Consider the following 22,510-nt stretch of genomic DNA (forward strand, 5'->3'; position numbering starts at 1 on the left):
CTTGGGGTTTAACCCCCAAGCGGCTTCACTTGTAGGAGCGAGCTTGCTCGCGATGGACGTCAACGATTACGTTTGCTGTCTGAATAAACGCGGTGTCATTGCGTTTTTCGCGAGCAAGCTCGCTCCTACAATGATTGCCCCGAGCACCAGCCGCTGCCTCGCAGCGGCTTTTGTATTTTCTGAAATAACGAAGTGGAGAGCCGCATGGTTCCCGTAATCGCCCTGGTGGGCCGACCAAACGTCGGCAAGTCCACCTTGTTCAACCGCCTGACCAGGACTCGTGATGCCATCGTCGGCGACTTGTCCGGTCTGACCCGTGATCGCCAGTACGGTGAGGCCAAGTGGCAAGGGCGTTCCTACATTCTGGTCGACACCGGTGGTATCTCCGGTGACGAGCACGGTATGGACGAAAAAATGGCCGAGCAATCGCTGCTGGCCATTGAAGAAGCGGATGTCGTGCTGTTCCTGGTAGATGCCAAGGCCGGTTTTACCGCCGCCGACCAGATGATCGCCGAGCATTTGCGCAAACGTAACAAGCGTTCCTATGTGGTTGCCAACAAGGTCGACAACATCGACCCTGAAATGGCCCGCGCCGAATTCGCTCCGTTGGGCATGGGACACGCGATCCCGATCGCTGGCGCTCATGGTCGTGGCATTACTCAGATGCTGGAAATCGCCCTGAGCGAATTCCCGAAAGACGAAGAAGAGCCGGAAGAAGGCGAGGAAGAAGACGTCGCCGAAGGCGAGGAAGCCAAGCGCATTCCTGGCCCAAGCGAAAAAGACGGGATCAAGATCGCGATCATCGGCCGTCCGAACGTCGGCAAGTCGACCCTGGTCAACCGCATGCTCGGCGAAGATCGGGTCATCGTCTACGACCAGCCCGGCACCACCCGCGACAGTATCTACATCCCGTTCGAGCGTAACGACGAGAAGTACACGCTGATCGACACCGCCGGTGTGCGCAAGCGCGGCAAGATCCACGAAGAAGTCGAAAAGTTCTCCGTGGTCAAAACCCTGCAAGCGATCAAAGACGCCAACGTGGTGATCTTCGTGATGGACGCCCGCGAAGGCGTGGTGGACCACGACCTCAACCTGCTGGGCTTTGCCCTCGAGGCCGGTCGTGCATTGGTCATCGCGATCAACAAGTGGGACGGCATGACGCCGAGCGAGCGCGACTTCGTCAAGATCGAGTTGCAGCGTCGCCTGTTCTTCGTCGAGTTTGCCGATATTCACTTTATCTCGGCACTGCACGGCACCGGCGTGGGCAACCTCTACGCCTCGGTACAGAACTCGTTCAAATCCGCAGTAACCCGCTGGCCGACCAACCGCCTGACCCAGATCCTCGAAGATGCGGTCGGTGAGCACGCCCCTCCGATGGTCAACAACCGCCGGATCAAGCTGCGTTATGCCCACCTCGGTGGCGCGAACCCGCCGATCATCGTGATTCACGGCAACCAGATCGAGAAGGTGCCGAAGTCCTATGTGCGTTATCTGGAAAACACTTACCGCCGTGTCCTGAAGCTGGTCGGTACGCCGATCCGCATCGAGTTCAAGGGTGGCGAGAACCCGTACGAAGGCAACAAGAACACGCTCACCGACCGTCAGGTCAACAAGAAGCGTCGCTTGATGTCGCACCACAAGAAAGCCGACAAGAAGCGCCGCGACAAGCGCTGATTCACGGCTCGCCCACGCTGCTGGTGTGGGCGCATTTGTGGCGAGGGGGCTTGCCCCCGTTCGGCTGCGAAGCAGTCGCAAATCGATCAATGTGTTTCATCAGAAGCACCTCGATTACAGGTTTGGGGGCCGCTTCGCGACCCAACGCGGGCAAGCCCGCTCGCCACAGGTATTGCGGTGAATGTATTAGAAGAAGGGCGCCGGTTGGCGCCCTTTTTTTATGGGCGCCGTTTGGGCTATCCTCGGACTCCCCCGCGCCGCCGTAGAGCCGGGTGTAGAGCAGGGAACCACCGATGATCACCAGCAAGCTGCCGAATGTCGGCATCACTATCTTCACTCAGATGTCTCAGCTCGCGGCACAGACCGGCGCGCTCAATCTGTCTCAGGGCTTTCCCGATTTCGCGGCCCCGCAGGCCCTGTGCGATGCGGTCGGCCGGCATATCGCCAGCGGCCATAACCAATATTCGCCAATGACCGGGCTGCCGGTGCTGCGTCAGCAGATCGCGGCGAAGATCGCCCGCAGCTATGGTGTCAAGGTCGATGCCGATAACGAAGTGACGGTCACCCCCGGCGCGACCCAGGCGATCTTTTGCGCCATCCAGGCAGTTATCCACAGCGGTGACGAAGTCATCGTGTTTGACCCGGCCTACGACAGCTACGAGCCCTCGGTAGAACTGGCCGGCGGTCGTTGCGTGCACGTGCAACTGGGCCTGAACGATTTCAGCATCGACTTCCAGAAGCTCGCCGAGGCACTGAGCCCGCGCACGCGGATGATCATTCTCAACACCCCGCACAACCCCAGTGGTGCGTTGATCAGCCGTGCCGAACTCGACCAGTTGGCAGCGTTGATCCGCGATCGCGATATCTATGTGATCAGCGACGAAGTCTACGAGCACCTGGTGTATGACGGCGTACCCCACGTCAGCGTGCTGGCCCATGAAGAGCTGTATCAGCGTGCATTCGTGGTCAGCTCCTTCGGCAAGACCTACCACGTCACCGGCTGGAAAACCGGCTACGTGATCGCGCCTCCGGCCCTGACGGCGGAATTGCGCAAGGTGCACCAGTACGTCAGTTTCTGCGGCGTGACACCGCTGCAGTATGCCTTGGCCGATTTCATGGCCGAGCATCCTGAACACGTCGAAGAGCTGCCGGACTTCTATCAGGCCAAGCGTGATTTGTTCTGCGATCTGCTGGCGCCGTCGCGTTTCAGTTTCACCCGGGTGACCGGTACCTATTTCCAGTTGGTCGATTACTCGCAGATCCGCCCGGACCTCAATGACGTCGAGATGGCCCTGTGGATGACGCGCGAGCATGGCGTGGCGAGTATCCCGATTTCCGTGTTCTACCAGACGCCGCCAGAAGGCCAGCGCCTGGTGCGGCTGTGCTTTGCCAAGCGTGAGGAGACTCTGCGGGAAGCCGCGGAAAAACTATGCGTGATCTGAGTGCATTGCCCAATCTGAACGTGGCGCTGATCCAGACGTCCCTGGCCTGGCACGACCGTCAGGCCAATCTGGAGCATTTCGAGCCATTGCTGGAGCAGGCTCGTGGCGCTGACCTGATCATCCTGCCGGAGATGTTCACTACCGGTTTTTCCATGGAGTCCGCGACCCTCGCTGAAGCGGAAAATGGTCCGACCAGCAAATGGCTGCGTGCTCAGGCCGCGCAACTTGATGCAGTGATTACCGGCAGCGTGATCGTTCAGGCGGCCGATGGCAGCCATCGCAATCGCCTGCTGTGGGCGCGACCGGACGGTGAGGTGCTGCATTACGACAAGCGTCACCTGTTCCGCATGGCCGGCGAGCACAACCACTACACCCCCGGCGAGCGCCAGGTGCAGTTCGAGCTCAAGGGCTGGCGCGTGCGACCGCTGATTTGCTACGACCTGCGCTTCCCGGTGTGGAGCCGCGACGCCCAGGACACCGACCTGCTGCTGTACACCGCCAACTGGCCAGGTGCACGGCGCCAGCACTGGAACCGCTTGCTGCCGGCGCGGGCGATCGAGAACCTGTGCTATGTGGCGGCGGTGAATCGCATTGGCACGGATGGCAAAGGCTTCGCGTACACCGGCGACAGCCAGGTGCTGGATTTCCAGGGTGAGACGTTGCTCAGTGCGGGGGAGGCTGACGGGGTGTTCAAGGTGGTGCTGGATGCGGCAGAGCTGGCGGCATATCGCACACGGTTCCCGGCGAATCTGGATGCGGATACCTTCGAGTTCACCTGAATCCGGGTGATTCTGAAAAGATCGCAGCCTTCGGCAGCTCCTACGCCGACCGAGTACACCCGCGACATTGGGGCGTACGTACAACCTGTAGGAGCTGCCGCAGGCTGCGATCTTTTGATATTAAAGCCGCACAAACAAAAAAGGCCCCAAGGTTCTCACCTTGGGGCCTTTTGTATTTCAGCGATGGCTTACGCCGCTTTCGCTTCCGGCTGGCTCAGCGAGCGGTTCAGTGCGCTGAACAGGGCCTTGAAGCTGGCGGTGGTGATGTTTTCGTCGATGCCGACGCCATGCACCGCACGTTCTCCGTTCACTCGCAGTTCAATGTAGGCCGCAGCCTTGGCATTGGTGCCCGCGCCGATGGCGTGCTCGTTGTAGTCCATGATTTCCACCGGTACCGGCAGGCCGGCCACCAGCGCTTCCAGGGCGCCGTTGCCCTTGCCGCGCCAGTGCAGGTTGGTCTCGCCCTGGCCTTGGCTGGCCACTTCCACTTCAACGGCGCTGTGACCGTTTTCTTCCTGCAGGCGATGGCTGACCAGCGCGTACGGGGTGTTGGCCTGCAAGTACTCGCTGTGCAGCAATGCGTGGATCTGCTGGGCGGTCATTTCCAGGCCGAGGCGATCGGTTTCACGCTGCACGACCTGGCTGAACTCGATCTGCATGCGACGCGGCAGGCTGATGCCGTATTCCTGTTCCAGGAGGTAGGCGATGCCGCCCTTGCCCGACTGGCTGTTGACGCGGATGACCGCCTCGTAGCTGCGGCCGATGTCGGCCGGATCGATCGGCAGGTACGGTACTTCCCACAATTCGTCCGGTTTCTGCTGGGCAAAGCCCTTGCGGATCGCATCCTGGTGCGAGCCGGAGAACGCGGTATGCACCAGGTCGCCGACGTACGGGTGGCGCGGGTGCACCTGGATCTGGTTGCACTCTTCGACGACTTTGCGCACGCCGTCGATGTCGGAGAAGTCCAGCTCAGGGTTGATGCCCTGGGTGTAGAGGTTCAGGGCCACGGTCACCAGGTCGACGTTACCGGTACGCTCGCCGTTGCCGAACAGGCAGCCTTCGACGCGGTCGGCGCCAGCCATCAGGCCCAGTTCGGTGGCAGCCACGCCAGTGCCACGGTCGTTGTGGGTGTGCAGGCTGATGATCACGCTGTCACGACGGTTGATGTGACGGCCGAACCATTCGATCTGGTCGGCATAGATGTTCGGGGTCGCGCATTCCACCGTGGCCGGCAGGTTGAGGATCATCTTGTGCTCGGGTGTCGGGTTCCAGACTTCGATCACCGCGTCGCAGACTTCCTTGGCGAACTCCAGTTCGGTGGCGCTGAAGGTTTCTGGCGAGTACTCGAAGGTCCACTCGGTGTCTGGCTGCATGGCTGCGTATTTGACGAACAGCTTGGCGGCGTTCACGGCGATGGCCTTGACCCCGTCCTTGTCCTGGTTGAAGACAATGCGGCGGAAGGAAGGGGAGGTCGCGTTGTACAGGTGAACGATGGCTTTCTTCGCGCCGCGCAGGGATTCGAAGGTGCGTTCGATCAGGTCTTCACGACCCTGGGTCAGCACCTGGATGGTGGTGTCGTCAGGAATGTGGTTGCCTTCGATCAGGGTGCGCACGAAGTCGAAGTCGGTTTGCGAAGCGGCCGGGAACGAGGCTTCGATTTCTTTAACACCGACTTGCACCAGGGTTTTCCAGAAGCGCAGCTTCTTGACCGCGTCCATCGGCTCGATCAGCGACTGGTTGCCGTCACGCAGGTCGGAGCTGCACCAGATCGGCGCGGCGGTGATGGTCTTCGATGGCCAGGTGCGGTCCGGAATGTTGATAGTCGGGAACGCGCGGTATTTCGAAGACGGGTCTTTGAGCATGCTCATCGGGAAATCCTTATTGTGTTGGCCGAAAAAAGGCGGCCTGCCGGTGGATCAAAAGTTCTTGGAGTAACGCTTGGGACGAGGCACCACGATTCAGCCCGGCAGTCGTGCGCTGACAAGGCACAGGCTGCGGTGCTGGCGGAGCTGAATGAGGGTGTGAGAGGTTTTCATGCCTTCAACCCTAACCGCGGGGGTGAAGGTTGGCAAGCAGTCGAAAAAAATTGAGAGGAATACTCGTGGGCGAGTATTTATCGAGATTTTATTGCTGTGACTGGCGGGGATTGTTTTGTTGTTTGCGCGAGGTTTGAGTGGTGCGCAATTGGTGAGAGCGAGATTTCAGCGCGGCGAGGTTGGGGGCAACCCTGGATTCTCTGGTGACTGGAATGCCGTCTTCGCGGGCAAGCCCGCTCCTACAGTGGTACAGACACCGCTTATCCCTGTAGGAGCGGGCTTGCCCGCGAAGAGACCAGTAGCCTCAGCGAAAAATCAGGGTTGAAACGCACCAATGAAAATAGCCGGATCGACCCGCGCATCGTTCAGACTGACATTCCAGTGCATATGCGGCCCAGTCGCCCGGCCAGTTGCCCCGACTTTGCCAACCACACCGCCCCGGGCCAGTTGCTGCCCGACCTTCACGTCGATTTTCGACAGGTGGCAGAACATGCTGATAAAGCCCTGGCCGTGGTCGACGAACACCGTATTGCCGTTGAAGAAGTAGTTGCCGATCAGGATCACCTTGCCGGCGGCCGGGGTCTTGATCGGTGTGCCGGCCGGTACGGCGAAGTCCAGGCCAGCGTGAGGGTTGCGCTCTTCGCCGTTAAAAAAGCGACGCACGCCGAACTTGCTCGACAGTGGCCCGTTCACCGGTTTGTCCAGCATCAGGTTGCTCGGGGTGTTGGGGCTGAACGTGCGGTAGGCCGCAATCTGTTCGGCCAGTTCACGCTCGATACGCTTGAGATTCTCCGGGTCCGGATTGACCTGTTGAGTGTTCTTCAGGGTGATGCGCTGTTCCGGGTACTTCTTGCTGCCAACCGTAAAGTTCAAATTATGATCGCCGCTGCTGACCGATTGAGGCCCTGGCTCGACCGTCAGTGGCAGGCCGACAATGGCCAGCCAGTTGTTCTGTTCCTTGACCACTAGCACCGGTTTGCCTTGATAACTGGCTTTTGGCGCCTGGGCAGACGCGCCCAGATCCACCACCGCAACGCCGCCCGGCACCGGTTTGTTCAACAGGCGGGTGATGTAGCTGTCGGCGTTGGCGTTGACGGTCAGGCACAGCAACAGCAGCGGAGCGAGGAAGCGCGGCATGGATCAGTCCAGTAAAGAAAGGGTGACGGGTGTCAGGTGATTGTCTTCGACCCGCACTTGCAGTTCGCCTTCGCCCAGTTTGGCTTTCAGGCGCTGACCGGTGTGGGTCTGCGCGGCGCTGCGAATGGCGTTACCACGCTCGTCCAGCAAAATGCTGTAGCCACGGCCGAGGGTCGCCAACGGGCTGACCACGTGCAGCGTCTGCATCTGACTTTGCAGTTGCAGGCGACGGTTCTTCAGCCCTTCACGCATGGCCCGGGGCAGGCGCTCGGCAAGGCTGTCGAGGCGCTGGCGAAGCATCGCCAGTTGCCGGCCCGGATGTTGTGCGGCCAAACGGGTTTCCACGCGGATCAAGCGTTCGCGACGGGTGTTCAGGCTGCGCTCGAACGCGCGGCGCATGCGCATGTCCAGGTCATCCAGGCGTTGTGCTTGCTGACGCAGGCGCTCGCCGGGATGACGCAGGCGCCGGGAAATGCCTTCCAGGCGCAGGCGATCGCGCATCAAGCGGTCACGCATGCGCATCACCAGCCGTCGGTGCAGGCTTTCGACCCGGCGCACCAGATCGCTGGAGTCCGGAGCCAGCAGTTCAGCGGCAGCGGAAGGGGTGGGCGCGCGAACGTCGGCCACGAAGTCGCTGATCGATACGTCGGTTTCATGGCCGACGGCGCTGACAATCGGCGTCACGCAAGCGTCTACGGCACGGGCCACGGCTTCTTCGTTGAAGCACCAGAGATCTTCCAGCGAACCGCCGCCTCGGGCCAGGATCAATGCGTCAAAACCCCGGGCATCTGCCAGTTTCAGGGCGCGGACAATCTGTGCGGTGGCTTCGCGGCCCTGCACGGCAGTGGGGATCAGCGTCAGTTGGATCTGCGGTGCACGACGGCGGAACACGCTGATGATGTCGCGGATCACCGCCCCGGTGGGCGAGCTGATGATGCCGATGCGTTGCGGGTGCGCCGGCAGCGGGACCTTGCGCTCGGCACTGAACAGGCCTTCGGCGCTGAGCTTTTCCTTGAGTGCATCGAAGGCCAGGCGCAAGGCGCCATCGCCGGCCGGCTCCACGGTATCGAGGATCAGCTGATAATCACCGCGCCCTTCGAACAGCGAGACTTTGCCGCGCACCTTGACCGCGAGCCCGTCCTTCAGTGCCTGGCGAACCCGTGCCGCGTTCTGCCGGAACAGTGCGCAACGGACCTGGGCGCCGCTGTCCTTGAGGGTGAAGTACACATGGCCCGACGCCGGACGGGCGAGGTTGGAGATTTCGCCTTCGACCCAGATGTTGCTGAACACGTCTTCGAGCAACACCCGCGCGCGGCCATTGAGCTGGCTGACGGTCAGGACCTCACGGTCCAGGCCGAGTCTTGCAAAGGGATCTTTAATCATGGGGCGCAGTTTAAAGGCATTCTCTTATTGAATGCACGATCCCTTGTAGGAGCTGCCGAAGGCTGCGATCTTTTGATCTTAAAAGGGCAAGATCAAAAGATCGCCCGAGCGCGGACCGAGCCTTCGGCAGCTCCTACAGGGATTGGATGAAATGTTGGTTGATTTGTTGGGTCAATGGCCCTTCGGCGCGCTGGACTGGCTGGTGATCGGTGCAGGCATCGCCCTGGCCTACATCGTGTTCGGCATCGCCGGCTTCGGCACCGCGCTGGTGGCGGGGCCGATCCTGATTCTGTTCATGCCGCTGTCGAAGATCGTGCCGTTGCTGGTGTTGCTCGATTTTGTCGCGGCATTCGGCAACCTGTTGCCTTCGCGGCGCGATGTCGCCAGGCCGGAGCTGTTGCGGTTATTGCCCTGCATGGCGGTGGGGTGCACGCTGGGCGTGATTTTCCTGCTGAACCTCAAGTCTGACCTGTTGCTGCTGTTGATGGGGTTGTTTATCAGCGCCTATGCGATTTACAGCCTGTGGATAAAAGCTCGTCCGGCGCAGTTGTCCGCCGCTTGGGCGGTGCCGATGGGGACGGTGGGTGGAATGTTTGGCGCGTTGTTTGGCAGCGGCGGCTTTCTCTATGCGATCTATCTGAACAGCCGTTTGCCCAAGGAGGCGGCCCGGGCCACCCAGAGTGCACTGATCAGTTGCAGTACGGTGGTGCGTTTGAGCCTGTTTGCCATCGCCGGTGTGTATGCCGACCTGCCCTTGCTGGCGCTGGCGGTTTGTCTGTTGCCGGCCATGGCGCTGGGGCTATGGTTCGGACGACGGCTGACCATGCGGTTGTCCCGTGAGGCATTCGTGCGCCTGGTGACGTGGTTGGTGCTGGCCAGTGGGATCGCATTGATCGGACGCTATCTCAGCACCTGAAGATTCAACCTGTGGCGGGGAGCTTTTTGTGGGAGCGAGCCTGCTCACGATGATGTGTCAGCTACATTGGTGTCGACTGACACTCCATCGCGAGCAGGCTCGCTCCCACAGAAAAGCCCCCTGCAGGTTGTTCAGTCGTTGTACTGGCTCAACAACCGCTCCAGCCGCGCACTGAGGCGGCGTTTGATTTCGGTCTCGATGTGCGGGGCGAAATCGTCGATCACGTCTTGCATGATCAGTTGCGCGGCGGCGCGCAATTCGCTGTCCAGGTGCAGCAAGTCATCCGGGTTCTTGCTGGCGGCAGGCGCCGATGTCGTCGTGGTGAGAGGTTCAACGATGGGGGGCTGGGCTGTCGAAACAACGGGCGGCGAAGGCTCGCCCACGGCGTCGAACAACATGGGAATCTGTTCCTGATCGCCTTCCTCGACCGTGTCGGTCAGCAGGGGCGGTTGCAGGTTGTCATCGCCGAGCAGTTGGCGGATCGACTCGAGGTCGTCCAGCAGATGCGCGGACTGTTGCAGCGGTTTTGGAGTGTCCATGGAAAGGCTCAGAGTCGCTGTAAACGGTGATCTTGCAGAGGATAGCCCTGTTCGCGGTAGAAACGGAAACTCTCCCGCGCGGCCGCTCTGATCGTCGGATCCTCCACCACCACTTCCGCCACTCTGGCGAACTTGTTGGCGAAGGCCGGGACTTTCAGGTCGAGATTGACCAGCAGGTCCTGATGCTGGCCGCAGTCATGGCCCAACCCCAAAACAATCAAACCCTCAGGTTCGCTGTCGGCAGGGCCGTGGGGCACGAAGCTTTCGCCCTTGAACGTCCACAGTCGCGCATCGAGATCGTCACGCTGGGCCGCATCGCTGCAATGCAGGTAGATGCGGTGGCCCATGCGCCAGGCCTTCTCGGTGAGCTTGCAGGCAAAGTCCAGGCGTGCCGAAGGATCAGCGCTGGGCAGGATATAGAAGTCGACTTTGGTCATTGCGGTTCCAGAGCGGCAAACGGCGTCACCGGAAAGTGACGCCGCCGCCCATCATCGGTTTCAGGCTTTGGCGCGGTCCAGCAGGTACTGGGTCAGCAGGGGAACCGGACGGCCAGTGGCGCCCTTGTCCTTGCCGCCGCTGGTCCAGGCCGTGCCAGCGATGTCCAGGTGCGCCCAGTTCAGGTTCTTGGTGAAGCGCGACAGGAAGCAGGCCGCGGTGATGGTGCCGGCTTTCGGGCCGCCAATGTTGGCGATGTCGGCGAACGGGCTGTCCAGCTGTTCCTGGTACTCATCGAACAGCGGCAGTTGCCAGGCGCGGTCGTCGGCAGCCTTGCCGGCGCTCAGCAGTTGGTCGATCAGTTCGTCGTTGTTGCCCAGCAGGCCCGACGTGTGGGAACCCAGGGCAACCACGCAGGCGCCGGTCAGGGTGGCGATGTCGATGACTGCTTGCGGCTTGAAGCGCTCGGAGTAGGTCAGGGCGTCGCACAGCACCAGGCGGCCTTCGGCGTCGGTGTTGAGGATTTCCACGGTCTGGCCGCTCATGGTGGTGACGATGTCGCCCGGGCGCGAAGCGTTGCCGCTCGGCATGTTCTCGGCGCAGGCCAGGATGCACACCAGGTTGATCGGCAGCTTCAGTTCCAGCACGGCACGCAGGGTGCCGAACACGCTGGCTGCGCCACCCATGTCGTACTTCATTTCATCCATGCCGGCGCCTGGCTTCAGGCTGATGCCGCCGGTGTCGAAGGTGATGCCTTTGCCGACCAGCGCGTACGGCTTCTCGGATTTTTTGCCGCCGTTGTATTGCATGACGATCAGGCGCGGTGGCTGGGCGCTGCCCTGGCCCACGGCGTAGAACGAGCCCATGCCCAGGGCCTTGATCTTCTTCTCGTCGAGGACTTCGACTTTCAGGTCCTTGAACGCTTTGCCCAAGTCTTTGGCCTGTTCACCGAGGAAGGTCGGGTGGCAGATGTTTGGCGGCAGGTTGCCCAGGTTGCGGGTGAAGGCCATGCCGTTGGCGATGGCAGTGGCGTGGGCCACGGCGCGCTGCACTTCAGCTTGAGCCGCCTTGATGGTCAGCAGGGTGATTTTCTTCAGGGCGCGGGGTTCGGCTTTCTGGCTCTTGAACTGGTCGAACTGGTATTCGCCATCGATCAGGGTTTCCGCCAGCAGACGGGTCTTGCCGTAGCTGTCGCGACCCTTGACCACGATCTCGTCCAGGGCCAGCACCGCATCACTGCCGCCCAGACCTTTGAGGGTATTGAGGATGCCGGCGATGATTTTGCGGAACGGGCGGTCACCCAGTTCGTCGTCCTTGCCAACGCCCACCAGCAGCACGCGCTCGGCCTTGAGGTTCGGCAGGCTGTGCAACAACAGGCTCTGGCCAACCTTGCCGGCCAGATCGCCGCGCTTGAGCACTGCGCTGATCGCGCCGCCGCTCAATTCGTCGAGCTGTTTGGCAACCGCGCCGAGCTTGCGGCTTTCGCCGACGGAGACCACGAGAGTGGCGGTCTTCAACGTTTCGGGGTTGACGCTTTTTACAACCAGTTCCATGTCCGGGTCCCTGAATTGATGGTTATCACGCATGCGCCCGACACCTTATGTGCGTCGATTGCTTATAAACAGAAAGGCGCCAGGATCGACCGGCGACAAAAGCCGCAGTTTGAACCTCGCTACCGGCGGCTGACAACCCTCGGTTGTACGATGTTCATGGTTTTTTGGGCCACTGTAGGAGCGAGCTTGCTCGCGAGAAACCCGAGGACGCCGCAGGGTGTCAGGCATCCAGCGTTATCGTTCACACCCATCGCGAGCGAGCTCGCTCCTACACCCCCCCCAATGTATTGCGCAGTGACAGGTGCACCCAATCACAGGATAATGCGCCAACTTTTTTCGGCGGCCCTGCCTTGCGGGCTGTCCGATACGTTTGCTTGTTTGGCCGCCTTAGCCTGACAACCCTGGAGTGTCTGGTTTGATCGTCTTCCGTTACTTATCCCGCGAAGTCCTGTTGACCTTGAGCGCCGTCAGCGCCGTGCTGCTGGTCATCATCATGAGCGGGCGCTTCATCAAATACCTCGCCCAGGCGGCCTCGGGCCTGCTGGATCCGGGTTCGCTGTTCCTGATCATGGGCTATCGCCTGCCGGGCTTCCTCCAACTGATCCTGCCGCTGGGGCTGTTTCTCGGGATCCTGTTGTCCTACGGACGCCTGTACCTCGAAAGCGAAATGACCGTGCTCTCGGCCACCGGCATGAGTCAGCAACGGCTGGTTTGCATGACAATGTTTCCGGCCGCCCTGGTTGCACTCGTCGTGGCGTGGCTGAGCCTGAGCCTGGCGCCACAAGGGGCCAACCAGTTTCAGCTGCTGCTGAACAAGCAGGATGCCCTGACCGAATTCGATACCCTGGAGCCGGGGCGCTTCCAGGCCCTGCGTGACGGTACCCGGGTCACCTACACCGAACGCTTGACGGATGACCGCGTCAATCTGGGCGGTGTGTTCATCTCGCAAAAGAACATCAGTTCCAACAACAAGGATCGCGGAATTTCTGTCCTGGTGGCAGAGAGGGGGCGTCAGGAAATTCGCCCGGACGGCAACCGCTACCTGATCCTGGATAACGGCTATCGCTATGACGGTAGTCCAGGTCAGGCCAATTACCGGGCGATCAAGTACGAAGAGTACGGTGTGTTGCTGCCAAAACCCGACGTCAGCGACGAAGTCACCGACCGGGATGCGATGCCGACCCGTACGTTGGTCGGCAGTGAAGACATTCGTCTGCGCGCCGAATTGCAATGGCGGATGTCACTGCCGTTGCTGGTGTTCATCGTGACCTTGATGGCGGTGCCGCTGTCACGGGTCAACCCGCGTCAGGGCCGATTCCTCAAATTACTCCCGGCAATTCTTCTTTATATGGCCTACCTGACCATTCTGATTGCCGCTCGCGGTGCCCTCGACAAGGGCAAGATCCCGGCGGTACTGGGCTTGTGGTGGGTGCACGGGATTTTCCTGGCCATTGGCCTGGGCTTGCTTTATTGGGAACCCCTGCGATTGAAGAGGGCGAGTCGCCGCAGCGCGCTGGAGGTGGCCCGTGGTTAAGCTGGATCGCTACATTGGTAGCAGCGTGTTGATGGCGATTCTGGCGGTGCTCGGGATCATTCTGGGTCTGGCGACACTGTTTGCCTTTATCGACGAGATGAGTGAAGTCAGCGATACCTACACCCTGGTCGATGTGCTGAGCTATGTGTTGTTGACCGCTCCGCGCCGGATGTACGAAATGCTGCCGATGGCCGCGCTGATCGGTTGCCTGATCGGTCTGGGCAGTCTGGCCAGCAACAGTGAGCTGACGATCATGCGCGCCGCCGGTGTGTCGACCGGCCGGATCGTCTGGGCGGTCATGAAGCCGATGCTGGTATTGATGCTCGCCGGTGTGCTGGTCGGCGAGTACGTCGCTCCGCCCACTGAAACCGCCGCGCAGGCCAATCGCTCGCTGGCCCAGGGCAGCGGCGATGCACAAAGCGCCAAGCACGGCTTGTGGCACCGCCAGGGCGATGAGTTCATTCACGTCAACTCGGTGCAGCCCAACGGCATCCTGTACGGCGTGACCCGCTATCGTTTCGACAGCGAGCGGCACATGCTGTCGGCGAGCTTTGCCAAGCGTGCCGAGTTCGATACGGATCACTGGCAGTTGACGGACGTCACGACCACGCTGTTCCACGAGCGCAGCACTGAAGTGGTGTCGACCCCGGTCGAGCGTTGGGGCGTGGCCTTGAGTCCGCAATTGCTGAGCACAGTGGTCATGGTGCCCGAGTCGCTGTCGATCAGCGGTCTGTGGAGTTATATCCACTACCTGGCGGACCAGGGGTTGAACAATAGCCGCTATTGGCTGGCATTTTGGGTCAAGGTGTTGCAGCCGTTGGTGACTGCCGCCCTGGTGTTGATGGCGATTTCCTTCATCTTTGGTCCGTTGCGTTCGGTGACCCTGGGTCAACGGGTGTTCACCGGTGTGCTGGTGGGCTTCACCTTCCGTATCGTTCAGGATCTGCTGGGGCCTTCGAGCCAGGTGTTCGGCTTCCCGCCGTTGCTTTCGGTACTGGTGCCGGCAGGTATTTGTGCCGTGGCGGGGCTCTGGCTGTTGCGTCGAGCAGGCTGATGGCCAGCACTTTTCAACCGCTTTGACGATAAAAAACGCCCTTGTCGCAAGACCGGGGCGTTTTTGCAGGCACCGTCTGACCTGCGAACGTGACGCTTGCGCCGTGGATCAGGTACAATTCCCGGCTATTTTTCGGCGGGCCATGCCTGCAGCCTTTTTGAGTGTTGATCCGTGAGTGATTTGAGTCATATCCGCAATTTCTCCATCATCGCCCACATTGACCATGGCAAGTCGACGCTGGCCGATCGCTTCATCCAGATGTGTGGCGGCCTCGCCGAGCGCGAAATGGAAGCCCAGGTCCTGGACTCCATGGACCTCGAGCGTGAACGCGGGATCACCATCAAGGCGCACAGCGTCACCCTGTATTACAAGGCTCGCGACGGTATCAACTACCAGCTGAACTTCATTGATACCCCCGGCCACGTTGACTTCACCTATGAGGTGAGCCGTTCGCTGGCTGCCTGTGAAGGAGCGCTGCTGGTGGTCGATGCCGGTCAAGGCGTCGAGGCACAGTCGGTTGCCAACTGCTACACCGCGATCGAGCAGGGCCTGGAAGTGATGCCGGTGCTGAACAAGATCGACCTGCCACAGGCCGATCCGGACCGCGTCAGGGAAGAAATCGAAAAAATCATCGGCATCGATGCCACCGACGCGGTCACTTGCTCTGCCAAGACCGGTCTGGGCGTCGATGAAGTGCTCGAACGCCTGGTGACCACCATTCCAGCGCCGACCGGCAACATCGAAGATCCGCTGCAGGCGTTGATCATCGACTCCTGGTTCGACAACTACCTGGGCGTAGTCTCCCTGGTACGCGTGCGCCACGGCCGCGTGAAGAAGGGCGACAAGATCCTGGTCAAATCCACCGGCAAGATCCACCTGGTGGACAGCGTTGGTGTATTCAACCCGAAACACACCCCTACCGTCGACCTGAAGGCCGGTGAAGTGGGCTTCATCATCGCCAGCATCAAGGACATTCACGGTGCGCCAGTGGGCGATACCCTGACCTTGAGCACGACGCCGGACGTCGACGTGCTGCCGGGGTTCAAGCGCATCCAGCCGCAGGTGTACGCCGGTCTGTTCCCGGTCAGCTCCGACGACTTCGAAGACTTTCGCGAGGCGCTGCAAAAGCTCACCCTGAACGACTCGTCGCTGCAGTACACGCCGGAAAGCTCGGACGCCCTGGGCTTCGGCTTCCGTTGCGGTTTCCTCGGCATGCTGCACATGGAAATTATCCAGGAGCGCCTGGAGCGCGAGTACAACCTGGACCTGATCACCACGGCACCGACGGTAATCTTCGAGCTGCTGCTCAAGACCGGCGAGACGATCTACGTCGATAACCCGTCGAAGCTGCCGGATCTGTCTTCCATCGAAGACATGCGTGAGCCGATCGTGCGCGCCAATATTCTTGTGCCGCAAGAGCACCTGGGCAACGTCATTACCCTGTGCATCGAAAAACGCGGTGTGCAGGTCGACATGCTGTTCCTCGGCTCCCAGGTACAAGTGACCTACGACCTGCCGATGAACGAAGTGGTGCTGGACTTCTTCGATCGCCTGAAATCCACCAGTCGCGGCTATGCTTCTCTGGACTACCATTTCGATCGTTATCAATCGGCTAGCCTGGTGAAACTGGACGTGCTGATCAACGGCGACAAGGTCGACGCCCTGGCGCTGATCGTGCACCGTGACAACTCGCACTACAAAGGTCGCCAGTTGACCGAGAAGATGAAAGAACTGATTCCACGGCAGATGTTCGATGTGGCAATCCAGGCCGCCATTGGCGGGCAGATTGTGGCGCGGACAACCGTCAAGGCGCTCAGAAAGAACGTATTGGCCAAATGCTACGGTGGTGACGTCAGCCGTAAGAAGAAGCTGCTGGAAAAGCAAAAGGCCGGTAAGAAACGCATGAAGCAAGTCGGCAACGTGGAAATTCCACAGGAAGCCTTCCTTGCAGTGCTCAGGTTGGATAGTTAGGTCCTATGTCACTAAATTTCCCGCTGTTGCTGGTCATCGCCGTGTTCGTCTGCGGCCTGTTGGCGTTGCTCGATCTGTTGATCCTGGCCCCGCGCCGGCGTGCCGCCATCGCCTCCTATCAGGGCAGCGTCAGCCAGCCTGACATGGTTGTGGTCGAGAAGCTGAACAAAGAACCGCTGCTGGTTGAATACGGCAAGTCGTTCTTCCCGGTGTTGTTCATCGTGCTGGTGCTGCGTTCGTTCCTGGTGGAACCGTTCCAGATTCCTTCCGGCTCGATGAAGCCAACCCTGGATGTCGGCGACTTCATCCTGGTGAGCAAATTTTCCTACGGGATCCGCTTGCCGGTGATCGACAAGAAAGTCATCGAAGTCGGTGACCCGCAGCGCGGTGATGTGATGGTGTTCCGCTACCCGAGCGACCCGAACGTCAACTACATCAAGCGTGTAGTTGGTTTGCCGGGCGACACGGTTCGCTACACCGCCGACAAGCGCCTGTTCGTCAACGGTCAATCGATTGCCGAGCAACTGGTCGGCTCCGAGCCGGGCACGCTGGGCAGCGCTGAGCTCTACAAGGAAAAACTCGGAGCCGCCGAGCACATGATCCGCAAGGAAATGAGCCGCTACCGCGCAATGCCGGACCATTCGTGGACCGTGCCGGCCGGGCACTACTTCATGATGGGCGACAACCGCGACAACTCGAACGACAGTCGCTACTGGGATGATCCGAACATTCCCAAGGATCTGCTGGGCATGGTTCCCGACAAGAATATCGTCGGCAAGGCCTTTGCGGTCTGGATGAGCTGGCCGGAACCCAAACTCAGCCACCTGCCGAATTTCTCGCGGGTTGGCCTGATCAAGTAATCAGACACGGCGCTGTTGAACACAGCGCCGAATGCATTTCTGGAACCGGCACAATGGGCGCCAGACGCATGCAAACAATGATATTCAGGACGTTATTTTTGAACACAGCGTTAATTGTCCCAAGCCTGCGCCGCCTCACGGCGATGGCGGTGGAATCCAGCCACGAACTCAGCGTGGGTAAACCGTGAGCGTCTCCTTAAGCCGTCTAGAGCGTCAGCTCGGCTACACCTTCAAGGACCAGGAACTGATGGTCCTGGCCCTGACTCACCGCAGTTTTGCCGGGCGTAACAACGAACGCCTGGAATTTCTCGGTGACGCCATTCTCAACTTCGTCGCAGGCGAGGCGTTGTTCGAGCGCTTCCCGCTGGCCCGCGAAGGCCAGTTGTCGCGTTTGCGCGCACGTCTGGTCAAGGGTGAGACCCTGGCCGTACTGGCCCGTGGTTTCGATCTGGGCGATTACCTGCGCCTGGGCTCGGGCGAGCTGAAAAGCGGCGGGTTCCGTCGCGAGTCGATTCTGGCCGATGCACTGGAAGCGCTGATCGGTGCGATCTACCTCGATGCCGGCATGGAAATGGCCCGTGAGCGTGTGCTCGCCTGGCTGGCCGGCGAGTTCGAAGGCCTGACACTGGTCGACACCAACAAAGATCCAAAGACCCGCCTGCAAGAGTTCCTGCAGTCCCGTGGTTGTGAGCTGCCGCGTTACGAAGTGGTGGATATCCAGGGTGAACCGCATTGCCGGACGTTCTTCGTCGAATGCGAAATCATCTTACTGAATGAAAAAAGCCGAGGTCAGGGTGTGAGTCGTCGTATTGCCGAACAGGTAGCGGCCGCCGCAGCACTGATTGCCCTGGGTGTGGAGAATGGCAATGACTGATACAAATGCAACTCGCTGTGGCTATGTTGCCATCGTCGGCCGTCCGAACGTGGGCAAGTCCACGCTGCTGAACCACATCCTGGGTCAGAAGCTGGCGATCACCTCGCGCAAACCGCAAACCACCCGTCACAACATGCTCGGCATCAAGACCGAGGGCGACGTGCAGGCGATCTACGTCGACACCCCTGGCATGCACAAGGGTGGCGAAAAGGCTCTGAACCGCTACATGAACAAGACCGCTTCGGCGGCGTTGAAAGACGTCGACGTAGTGATCTTTGTGGTCGACCGCACCAAGTGGACCGAAGAGGACCAGATGGTTCTCGAGCGCGTCCAGTACGTGACCGGCCCACTGATCGTGGCGCTGAACAAGACCGATCGCATCGAAGACAAAGCCGAGCTGATGCCGCACCTGAGCTGGTTGCAGGAACAGTTGCCGAATGCGCAGATCATCCCTATTTCCGCGCAGCACGGGCATAACCTCGATGCGCTGGAGCGAGTGATTGCCGAGCACCTGCCGGAAAACGATCACTTCTTCCCGGAAGACCAGATCACCGACCGCAGCAGCCGTTTCCTCGCCGCTGAACTGGTGCGTGAGAAAATCATGCGCCAGATGGGCGCCGAGCTGCCGTACCAGATCACCGTTGAAATCGAAGAGTTCAAGCAGCAGGGCAAGACCTTGCACATCCATGCCTTGATCCTCGTCGAGCGCGATGGCCAGAAGAAAATCATCATTGGCGACAAGGGCGAGCGCATCAAGCGCATCGGCACTGAAGCGCGCAAGGACATGGAGCTGCTGTTCGACTCCAAGATCATGCTCAACCTGTGGGTCAAGGTTAAGGGTGGCTGGTCCGATGACGAGCGTGCGTTGCGTTCGTTGGGTTATGGCGATCTGTAATACACCGCAAGACCCCTTGTAGGAGCGAGCCTGCTCGCGATGGACTCAAGAGCGCCGCGTTCATTCTGAAAGCCCGCGTTATCGTTATCCTCCATCGCGAGCAAGCTCGCTCCTACAGTTCGGCGAGAAACCCATGTCTTCAACCCCGCCCATCGCCCAACCCGCCTACGTCCTGCATTCCCGCGCCTACCGCGAAACCAGTGCGCTGGTGGATTTCCTGACTCCACAAGGCCGGCTGCGGGCGGTGTTGCGCAGTGCTCGGGGCAAGGCCGGGACGTTGGCAAGGCCATTCGTGCCGCTGGAAGTGGAATTCCGGGGCAGGGGCGAGCTGAAGAACGTCGGGCGCATGGAAAGTGCCGGCGTTTCCACCTGGCTCAATGGCGAGGCGTTGTTCAGCGGTCTTTACCTCAATGAACTGCTGATTCGTCTGTTGCCTGCCGAAGACCCGCATCCCGCGGTGTTCGATCATTACGCCGCCACTTTGCTCGCCTTGGCCGAGGGCCGCGCGCTGGAGCCGTTGCTGCGTTCCTTCGAGTGGCGCCTGCTCGATGACCTCGGATACGGATTCTCACTGACCACGGATATCCACGGTCATGCCATCGCCCCTGACGGCCTCTATCGTTTGCAAGTGGATGCGGGGCTTGAACGTGTCTACCTGCTGCAACCCGGACTGTTCAAGGGCACTGAACTGCTGGCCATGGCCGATGCCGACTGGAGCGCGCCGGGTGCCTTGTCGGCAGCCAAGCGCTTGATGCGTCAGGCGCTGGCCGTTCACTTGGGCGGTCGACCGCTGGTTTCCCGAGAGTTGTTTCGAAAGCCGTAAATTCCCCGTGTATGCTGTGCACCGAACTTTCTCTTCTTCTGGAGCGCTTCCGTGACCACCAGCACCCGTATTCTTCTTGGCGTGAACATCGACCACGTTGCCACCCTGCGTCAGGCCCGGGGCACCCGTTACCCGGACCCGGTCAAGGCGGCACTGGACGCGGAAGAGGCGGGCGCTGACGGCATCACCGTGCACCTGCGCGAAGACCGTCGGCACATTCAGGAGCGCGACGTTCTGCTGCTCAAGGATGTGCTGCAAACCCGCATGAACTTCGAAATGGGCGTCACCGAAGAAATGATGCAGTTCGCCGAACGCATTCGCCCGGCGCACATTTGCCTGGTGCCGGAAACCCGTCAGGAACTGACCACCGAAGGTGGCCTGGACGTGGCAGGTCAGGAAGCGCGGATCAGGGCGGCGGTCGAGCGCCTGTCGAAGCTCGGCTCCGAGGTGTCGCTGTTCATCGACGCCGATGAGCGGCAGATCGAAGCTTCCCGTCGTGTCGGCGCGCCAGCAATCGAACTGCACACCGGTCGTTATGCCGATGCCGAGACGCCGACCGAAGTCGCCGAAGAACTCAAGCGTGTGGCAGATGGCGTGGCTTTCGGCTTGGCCCAGGGCCTGATCGTCAATGCTGGCCATGGCCTGCACTATCACAACGTTGAAGCCGTGGCAGCGATCAAGGGTATCAACGAGCTGAACATCGGCCATGCGCTGGTGGCCCATGCGCTGTTCGTTGGCTTCAAGTCGGCTGTTTCGGAAATGAAGGCGCTGATTCTGGCGGCTGCCGCGAAGGCTTAAGATCAAAAGATCGCAGCCTGCGGCAGCTCCTACAGGGTTATGTGTACACCTGTAGGAGCTGCCGCAGGCTGCGATCTTTTGCTTTATAGCGGAGCTGGCTCTTGCGCCGGCTTGGTCTTGTCGATCCCCGGAACCAGCAGTTTGCCCTCGGCCACCTGATCGCCTTCAAGCTGCGGCTGCGTGACCCAGGTCAGGATGTCGTAGTAGCGACGGATGTTCGCCACGAAATGCACCGGTTCGCCGCCACGGGCGTAGCCGTAACGGGTTTTGCTGTACCACTTCTTTTCCGACAGGCGCGGCAGGATCTTCTTCACATCCAGCCATTTGTCCGGGTTCAACCCTTCCTTGGCCGCCAGTTTGCGTGCGTCATCGAGGTGGCCGCTGCCGATGTTGTAGGCCGCCAGGGCAAACCAGGTACGGTCCGGTTCCTGAATCGAATCGTCGAGCTGGTCTTTCATGTAGGCCAGGTACCTGGCGCCGCCCATGATGCTCTGTTTGGGGTCCAGTCGGTTGGACACGCCCATGGCCTGCGCGGTGTTCTGGGTCAGCATCATCAGGCCGCGCACGCCGGTCTTGGACGTGACGGCCGGTTGCCACAACGACTCCTGGTATCCGATGGCCGCCAGCAGGCGCCAGTCGACTTTCTCTTTCTTGGCGTACGACTTGAAGTGCTGTTCGTACTTGGGCAGGCGTTGCTGCAAATGTTGGGCAAACGTGGTGGCGCCCATGTAGCCGAGAACGTCGACATGCCCGTAGTAACGATCCTTGAGGCGTTGCAGGGTGCCGTTTTTCTTGACTTCGTCGAGGTACTCGTTGATTTCGTTGAGCAGGCTGTTGTCGTCGCCCGGCGCGACGGCCCAGCTCTGGTTGCTGGCGTCACCGAGGTCGAAGGCGACCCGGATGTTGGTGAAGTACACCTGGTTCATCGCCACTTCGTTGGAGTCGACCAGCGTCAGGTCGATCTGGCCTTCGTCGACCATGCGCAAGAGATCGACGACCTCGACCGCGTCAGACTCTTCGTATTCGATGCCGGGAAATTTCTGTTTCAGCTGTGCCAGTTGTTCGGCATGGGTGCTGCCCTTGAGCACCATGATTTTCTTGCCCACCAGATCCTTCGCATCGGTTGGCCGAGACTGGCCGTTGCGGTAGATGATCTGCGGGGTGACTTCCAGATAGGAGTGCGAGAAGCGCACCTGCTTCTTGCGTTCTTCGCTGCTGACCAGCCCGGCAGCCGCCAGTACCGGGCCATTGGGCTTGCCGACCTGGTCGAACAGGTCGTCGAGGTTGTCGGCAGTCTCGATCTTGAGCTCGACCCCCAGATCGTCGGCGAAGCGCTTCACCAGCTCGTATTCGAAGCCGGTTTCACCGTTGCGATCCTGAAAGTAGGTGGCGGGGCTGTTACGAGTAACCACCCGCAGCACACCATCCTCCTTTACGCGCTCGAGCGTGTTGGGTTTATCAACACAGCCACCGAGCATCAGGAAGAGTCCGGTTGCGATCAGCCATTTGGCGTACCGCGGACGCAAAGCCATTGGGAAAAACATCTGCGCAGTATACGCAAAGGACCACGGGTGCCATATCTCGACAGCGAGGGGCTAGTCTGCTAGAGCTCACAAAACTGGCCGAAACCCCGCAGGAATAGGCTTTGTCTGCATTTTGTTACAGTAAAAATAAGCTGTCGTCACACGCCCAATTAACCTGACTTTCGAGGCAGAAACACAGATCGACGCCCGGGTGCAACCGTGCGTAGCGTTTCGGGTGCTGTCGCGGCCTGTTTAGGCTAGAATGCACGGCCTCAAAGCACACC

19 protein-coding genes are annotated in these 22,510 nt (G+C 60.3%); 12 read left to right on the top strand and 7 right to left on the bottom strand.

What is annotated here, in order from left to right:
* The first annotated feature begins 204 nt into the window (after positions 1-204).
* The 3 genes from der to KW849_RS11135 all read left to right on the top strand — a co-directional run bounded on the left by der (position 205) and on the right by KW849_RS11135 (position 3,895).
* Positions 205-1,674 (top strand): ribosome biogenesis GTPase Der, encoded by a 1,470-nt coding sequence (der, locus tag KW849_RS11125; protein ID WP_218429453.1) that lies wholly within the window; start codon positions 205-207, stop codon positions 1,672-1,674.
* 293 nt (positions 1,675-1,967) lie between these two features.
* Complete coding sequence (locus KW849_RS11130) at positions 1,968-3,116, top strand: pyridoxal phosphate-dependent aminotransferase (protein WP_218429454.1); 1,149 nt, start codon at positions 1,968-1,970, stop codon at positions 3,114-3,116.
* Positions 3,104-3,895, top strand: coding sequence for an amidohydrolase (locus KW849_RS11135; protein WP_218429455.1), 792 nt, complete (start codon positions 3,104-3,106; stop codon positions 3,893-3,895). The genes KW849_RS11130 and KW849_RS11135 overlap by 13 nt, the downstream gene beginning before the upstream one ends.
* Positions 3,896-4,083: 188 nt before the next feature.
* Here the strand turns inward: KW849_RS11135 and leuA are convergent, their stop codons facing one another.
* From leuA to xseA, 3 genes are all read right to left on the bottom strand, one after another.
* A complete protein-coding gene (gene leuA / locus KW849_RS11140) occupies positions 4,084-5,763 on the bottom strand; it encodes a 2-isopropylmalate synthase (RefSeq protein WP_218429456.1) in 1,680 nt (559 codons plus the stop codon).
* 483 nt (positions 5,764-6,246) lie between these two features.
* The gene (locus KW849_RS11145) at positions 6,247-7,068 is read right to left on the bottom strand and encodes a peptidoglycan DD-metalloendopeptidase family protein (protein ID WP_218429457.1); all 822 of its coding nucleotides are present in this window, start codon (positions 7,066-7,068) and stop codon (positions 6,247-6,249) included.
* Between the two features lie 3 nt (positions 7,069-7,071).
* Positions 7,072-8,451 carry an exodeoxyribonuclease VII large subunit gene (gene xseA / locus KW849_RS11150; protein ID WP_218429458.1) on the bottom strand — a complete coding sequence of 460 codons (1,380 nt, stop codon included), beginning with the start codon at positions 8,449-8,451 and terminating at the stop codon, positions 7,072-7,074.
* 151 nt (positions 8,452-8,602) lie between these two features.
* Between xseA and KW849_RS11155 the strand changes: the two genes are divergently transcribed.
* The gene (locus tag KW849_RS11155) at positions 8,603-9,367 is read left to right on the top strand and encodes a sulfite exporter TauE/SafE family protein (protein ID WP_218429459.1); all 765 of its coding nucleotides are present in this window, start codon (positions 8,603-8,605) and stop codon (positions 9,365-9,367) included.
* A gap of 131 nt (positions 9,368-9,498) precedes the next feature.
* Here the strand turns inward: KW849_RS11155 and KW849_RS11160 are convergent, their stop codons facing one another.
* From KW849_RS11160 to KW849_RS11170, 3 genes are read right to left on the bottom strand one after another with little or no spacing between them, the layout of a single operon-like run.
* Positions 9,499-9,906: a DNA polymerase III subunit chi gene (locus KW849_RS11160; protein ID WP_218429460.1), complete on the bottom strand. Its 408-nt coding sequence runs from the start codon at positions 9,904-9,906 to the stop codon at positions 9,499-9,501.
* An 8-nt stretch (positions 9,907-9,914) separates the two neighbouring features.
* Positions 9,915-10,343 (bottom strand): DNA polymerase III subunit chi, encoded by a 429-nt coding sequence (locus KW849_RS11165; protein WP_218429461.1) that lies wholly within the window; start codon positions 10,341-10,343, stop codon positions 9,915-9,917.
* A gap of 60 nt (positions 10,344-10,403) precedes the next feature.
* Positions 10,404-11,894, bottom strand: a complete 1,491-nt coding sequence (locus KW849_RS11170; protein ID WP_218429510.1) for a leucyl aminopeptidase — start codon at positions 11,892-11,894, stop codon at positions 10,404-10,406.
* A gap of 415 nt (positions 11,895-12,309) precedes the next feature.
* Between KW849_RS11170 and lptF the strand changes: the two genes are divergently transcribed.
* From lptF to pdxJ, 8 genes are all read left to right on the top strand, one after another.
* A complete protein-coding gene (lptF, locus tag KW849_RS11175) occupies positions 12,310-13,428 on the top strand; it encodes an LPS export ABC transporter permease LptF (protein ID WP_218429462.1) in 1,119 nt (372 codons plus the stop codon).
* Positions 13,421-14,482, top strand: a complete 1,062-nt coding sequence (gene lptG, locus KW849_RS11180) for an LPS export ABC transporter permease LptG (protein WP_218429463.1) — start codon at positions 13,421-13,423, stop codon at positions 14,480-14,482. The genes lptF and lptG overlap by 8 nt, the downstream gene beginning before the upstream one ends.
* 171 nt (positions 14,483-14,653) lie before the next feature.
* Positions 14,654-16,453, top strand: a complete 1,800-nt coding sequence (gene lepA / locus KW849_RS11185) for a translation elongation factor 4 (protein WP_218429464.1) — start codon at positions 14,654-14,656, stop codon at positions 16,451-16,453.
* Positions 16,454-16,458: 5 nt separating this feature from the next.
* Entirely contained in the window at positions 16,459-17,313 is an 855-nt protein-coding gene (gene lepB, locus KW849_RS11190) for a signal peptidase I (protein WP_008053222.1), read from the top strand.
* A 184-nt stretch (positions 17,314-17,497) separates the two neighbouring features.
* Complete coding sequence (rnc, locus tag KW849_RS11195; protein WP_218429465.1) at positions 17,498-18,187, top strand: ribonuclease III; 690 nt, start codon at positions 17,498-17,500, stop codon at positions 18,185-18,187.
* Positions 18,180-19,082 (top strand): GTPase Era, encoded by a 903-nt coding sequence (gene era, locus KW849_RS11200; protein ID WP_007973959.1) that lies wholly within the window; start codon positions 18,180-18,182, stop codon positions 19,080-19,082. Before rnc ends, era begins: the two co-directional genes overlap by 8 nt.
* Before the next feature lie 133 nt (positions 19,083-19,215).
* The gene (recO, locus tag KW849_RS11205) at positions 19,216-19,905 is read left to right on the top strand and encodes a DNA repair protein RecO (protein ID WP_218429466.1); all 690 of its coding nucleotides are present in this window, start codon (positions 19,216-19,218) and stop codon (positions 19,903-19,905) included.
* A gap of 51 nt (positions 19,906-19,956) precedes the next feature.
* Positions 19,957-20,703: a pyridoxine 5'-phosphate synthase gene (gene pdxJ, locus KW849_RS11210; protein WP_218429467.1), complete on the top strand. Its 747-nt coding sequence runs from the start codon at positions 19,957-19,959 to the stop codon at positions 20,701-20,703.
* A gap of 83 nt (positions 20,704-20,786) precedes the next feature.
* Here pdxJ and mltF read toward each other — a convergent pair whose 3' ends face one another.
* Positions 20,787-22,247, bottom strand: coding sequence for a membrane-bound lytic murein transglycosylase MltF (gene mltF, locus KW849_RS11215; RefSeq protein ID WP_218429468.1), 1,461 nt, complete (start codon positions 22,245-22,247; stop codon positions 20,787-20,789).
* Between the last annotated feature and the right edge of the window lie 263 nt (positions 22,248-22,510).

It is taken from the genome of Pseudomonas sp. PDM26, assembly GCF_019219185.1.
In the GTDB taxonomy this organism is placed as follows: Bacteria; Pseudomonadota; Gammaproteobacteria; order Pseudomonadales; family Pseudomonadaceae; genus Aquipseudomonas.

What these genes read in the sequence shown, in the direction of transcription:
- mltF (WP_218429468.1), bottom strand. Translation starts at nt 22,247, where the DNA reads ATGTTTTTCCCAATGGCTTTGCGTCCGCGGTACGCCAAATGGCTGATC.
- recO (WP_218429466.1), top strand. Translation starts at nt 19,216, where the DNA reads ATGTCTTCAACCCCGCCCATCGCCCAACCCGCCTACGTCCTGCATTCC.
- KW849_RS11160 (WP_218429460.1), bottom strand. Translation starts at nt 9,906, where the DNA reads ATGGACACTCCAAAACCGCTGCAACAGTCCGCGCATCTGCTGGACGAC.
- KW849_RS11170 (WP_218429510.1), bottom strand. Translation starts at nt 11,894, where the DNA reads ATGGAACTGGTTGTAAAAAGCGTCAACCCCGAAACGTTGAAGACCGCC.
- KW849_RS11135 (WP_218429455.1), top strand. Translation starts at nt 3,104, where the DNA reads ATGCGTGATCTGAGTGCATTGCCCAATCTGAACGTGGCGCTGATCCAG.
- era (WP_007973959.1), top strand. Translation starts at nt 18,180, where the DNA reads ATGACTGATACAAATGCAACTCGCTGTGGCTATGTTGCCATCGTCGGC.
- KW849_RS11130 (WP_218429454.1), top strand. Translation starts at nt 1,968, where the DNA reads ATGATCACCAGCAAGCTGCCGAATGTCGGCATCACTATCTTCACTCAG.
- KW849_RS11145 (WP_218429457.1), bottom strand. Translation starts at nt 7,068, where the DNA reads ATGCCGCGCTTCCTCGCTCCGCTGCTGTTGCTGTGCCTGACCGTCAAC.
- leuA (WP_218429456.1), bottom strand. Translation starts at nt 5,763, where the DNA reads ATGAGCATGCTCAAAGACCCGTCTTCGAAATACCGCGCGTTCCCGACT.
- KW849_RS11165 (WP_218429461.1), bottom strand. Translation starts at nt 10,343, where the DNA reads ATGACCAAAGTCGACTTCTATATCCTGCCCAGCGCTGATCCTTCGGCA.
- xseA (WP_218429458.1), bottom strand. Translation starts at nt 8,451, where the DNA reads ATGATTAAAGATCCCTTTGCAAGACTCGGCCTGGACCGTGAGGTCCTG.
- KW849_RS11155 (WP_218429459.1), top strand. Translation starts at nt 8,603, where the DNA reads ATGTTGGTTGATTTGTTGGGTCAATGGCCCTTCGGCGCGCTGGACTGG.
- der (WP_218429453.1), top strand. Translation starts at nt 205, where the DNA reads ATGGTTCCCGTAATCGCCCTGGTGGGCCGACCAAACGTCGGCAAGTCC.
- lepB (WP_008053222.1), top strand. Translation starts at nt 16,459, where the DNA reads ATGTCACTAAATTTCCCGCTGTTGCTGGTCATCGCCGTGTTCGTCTGC.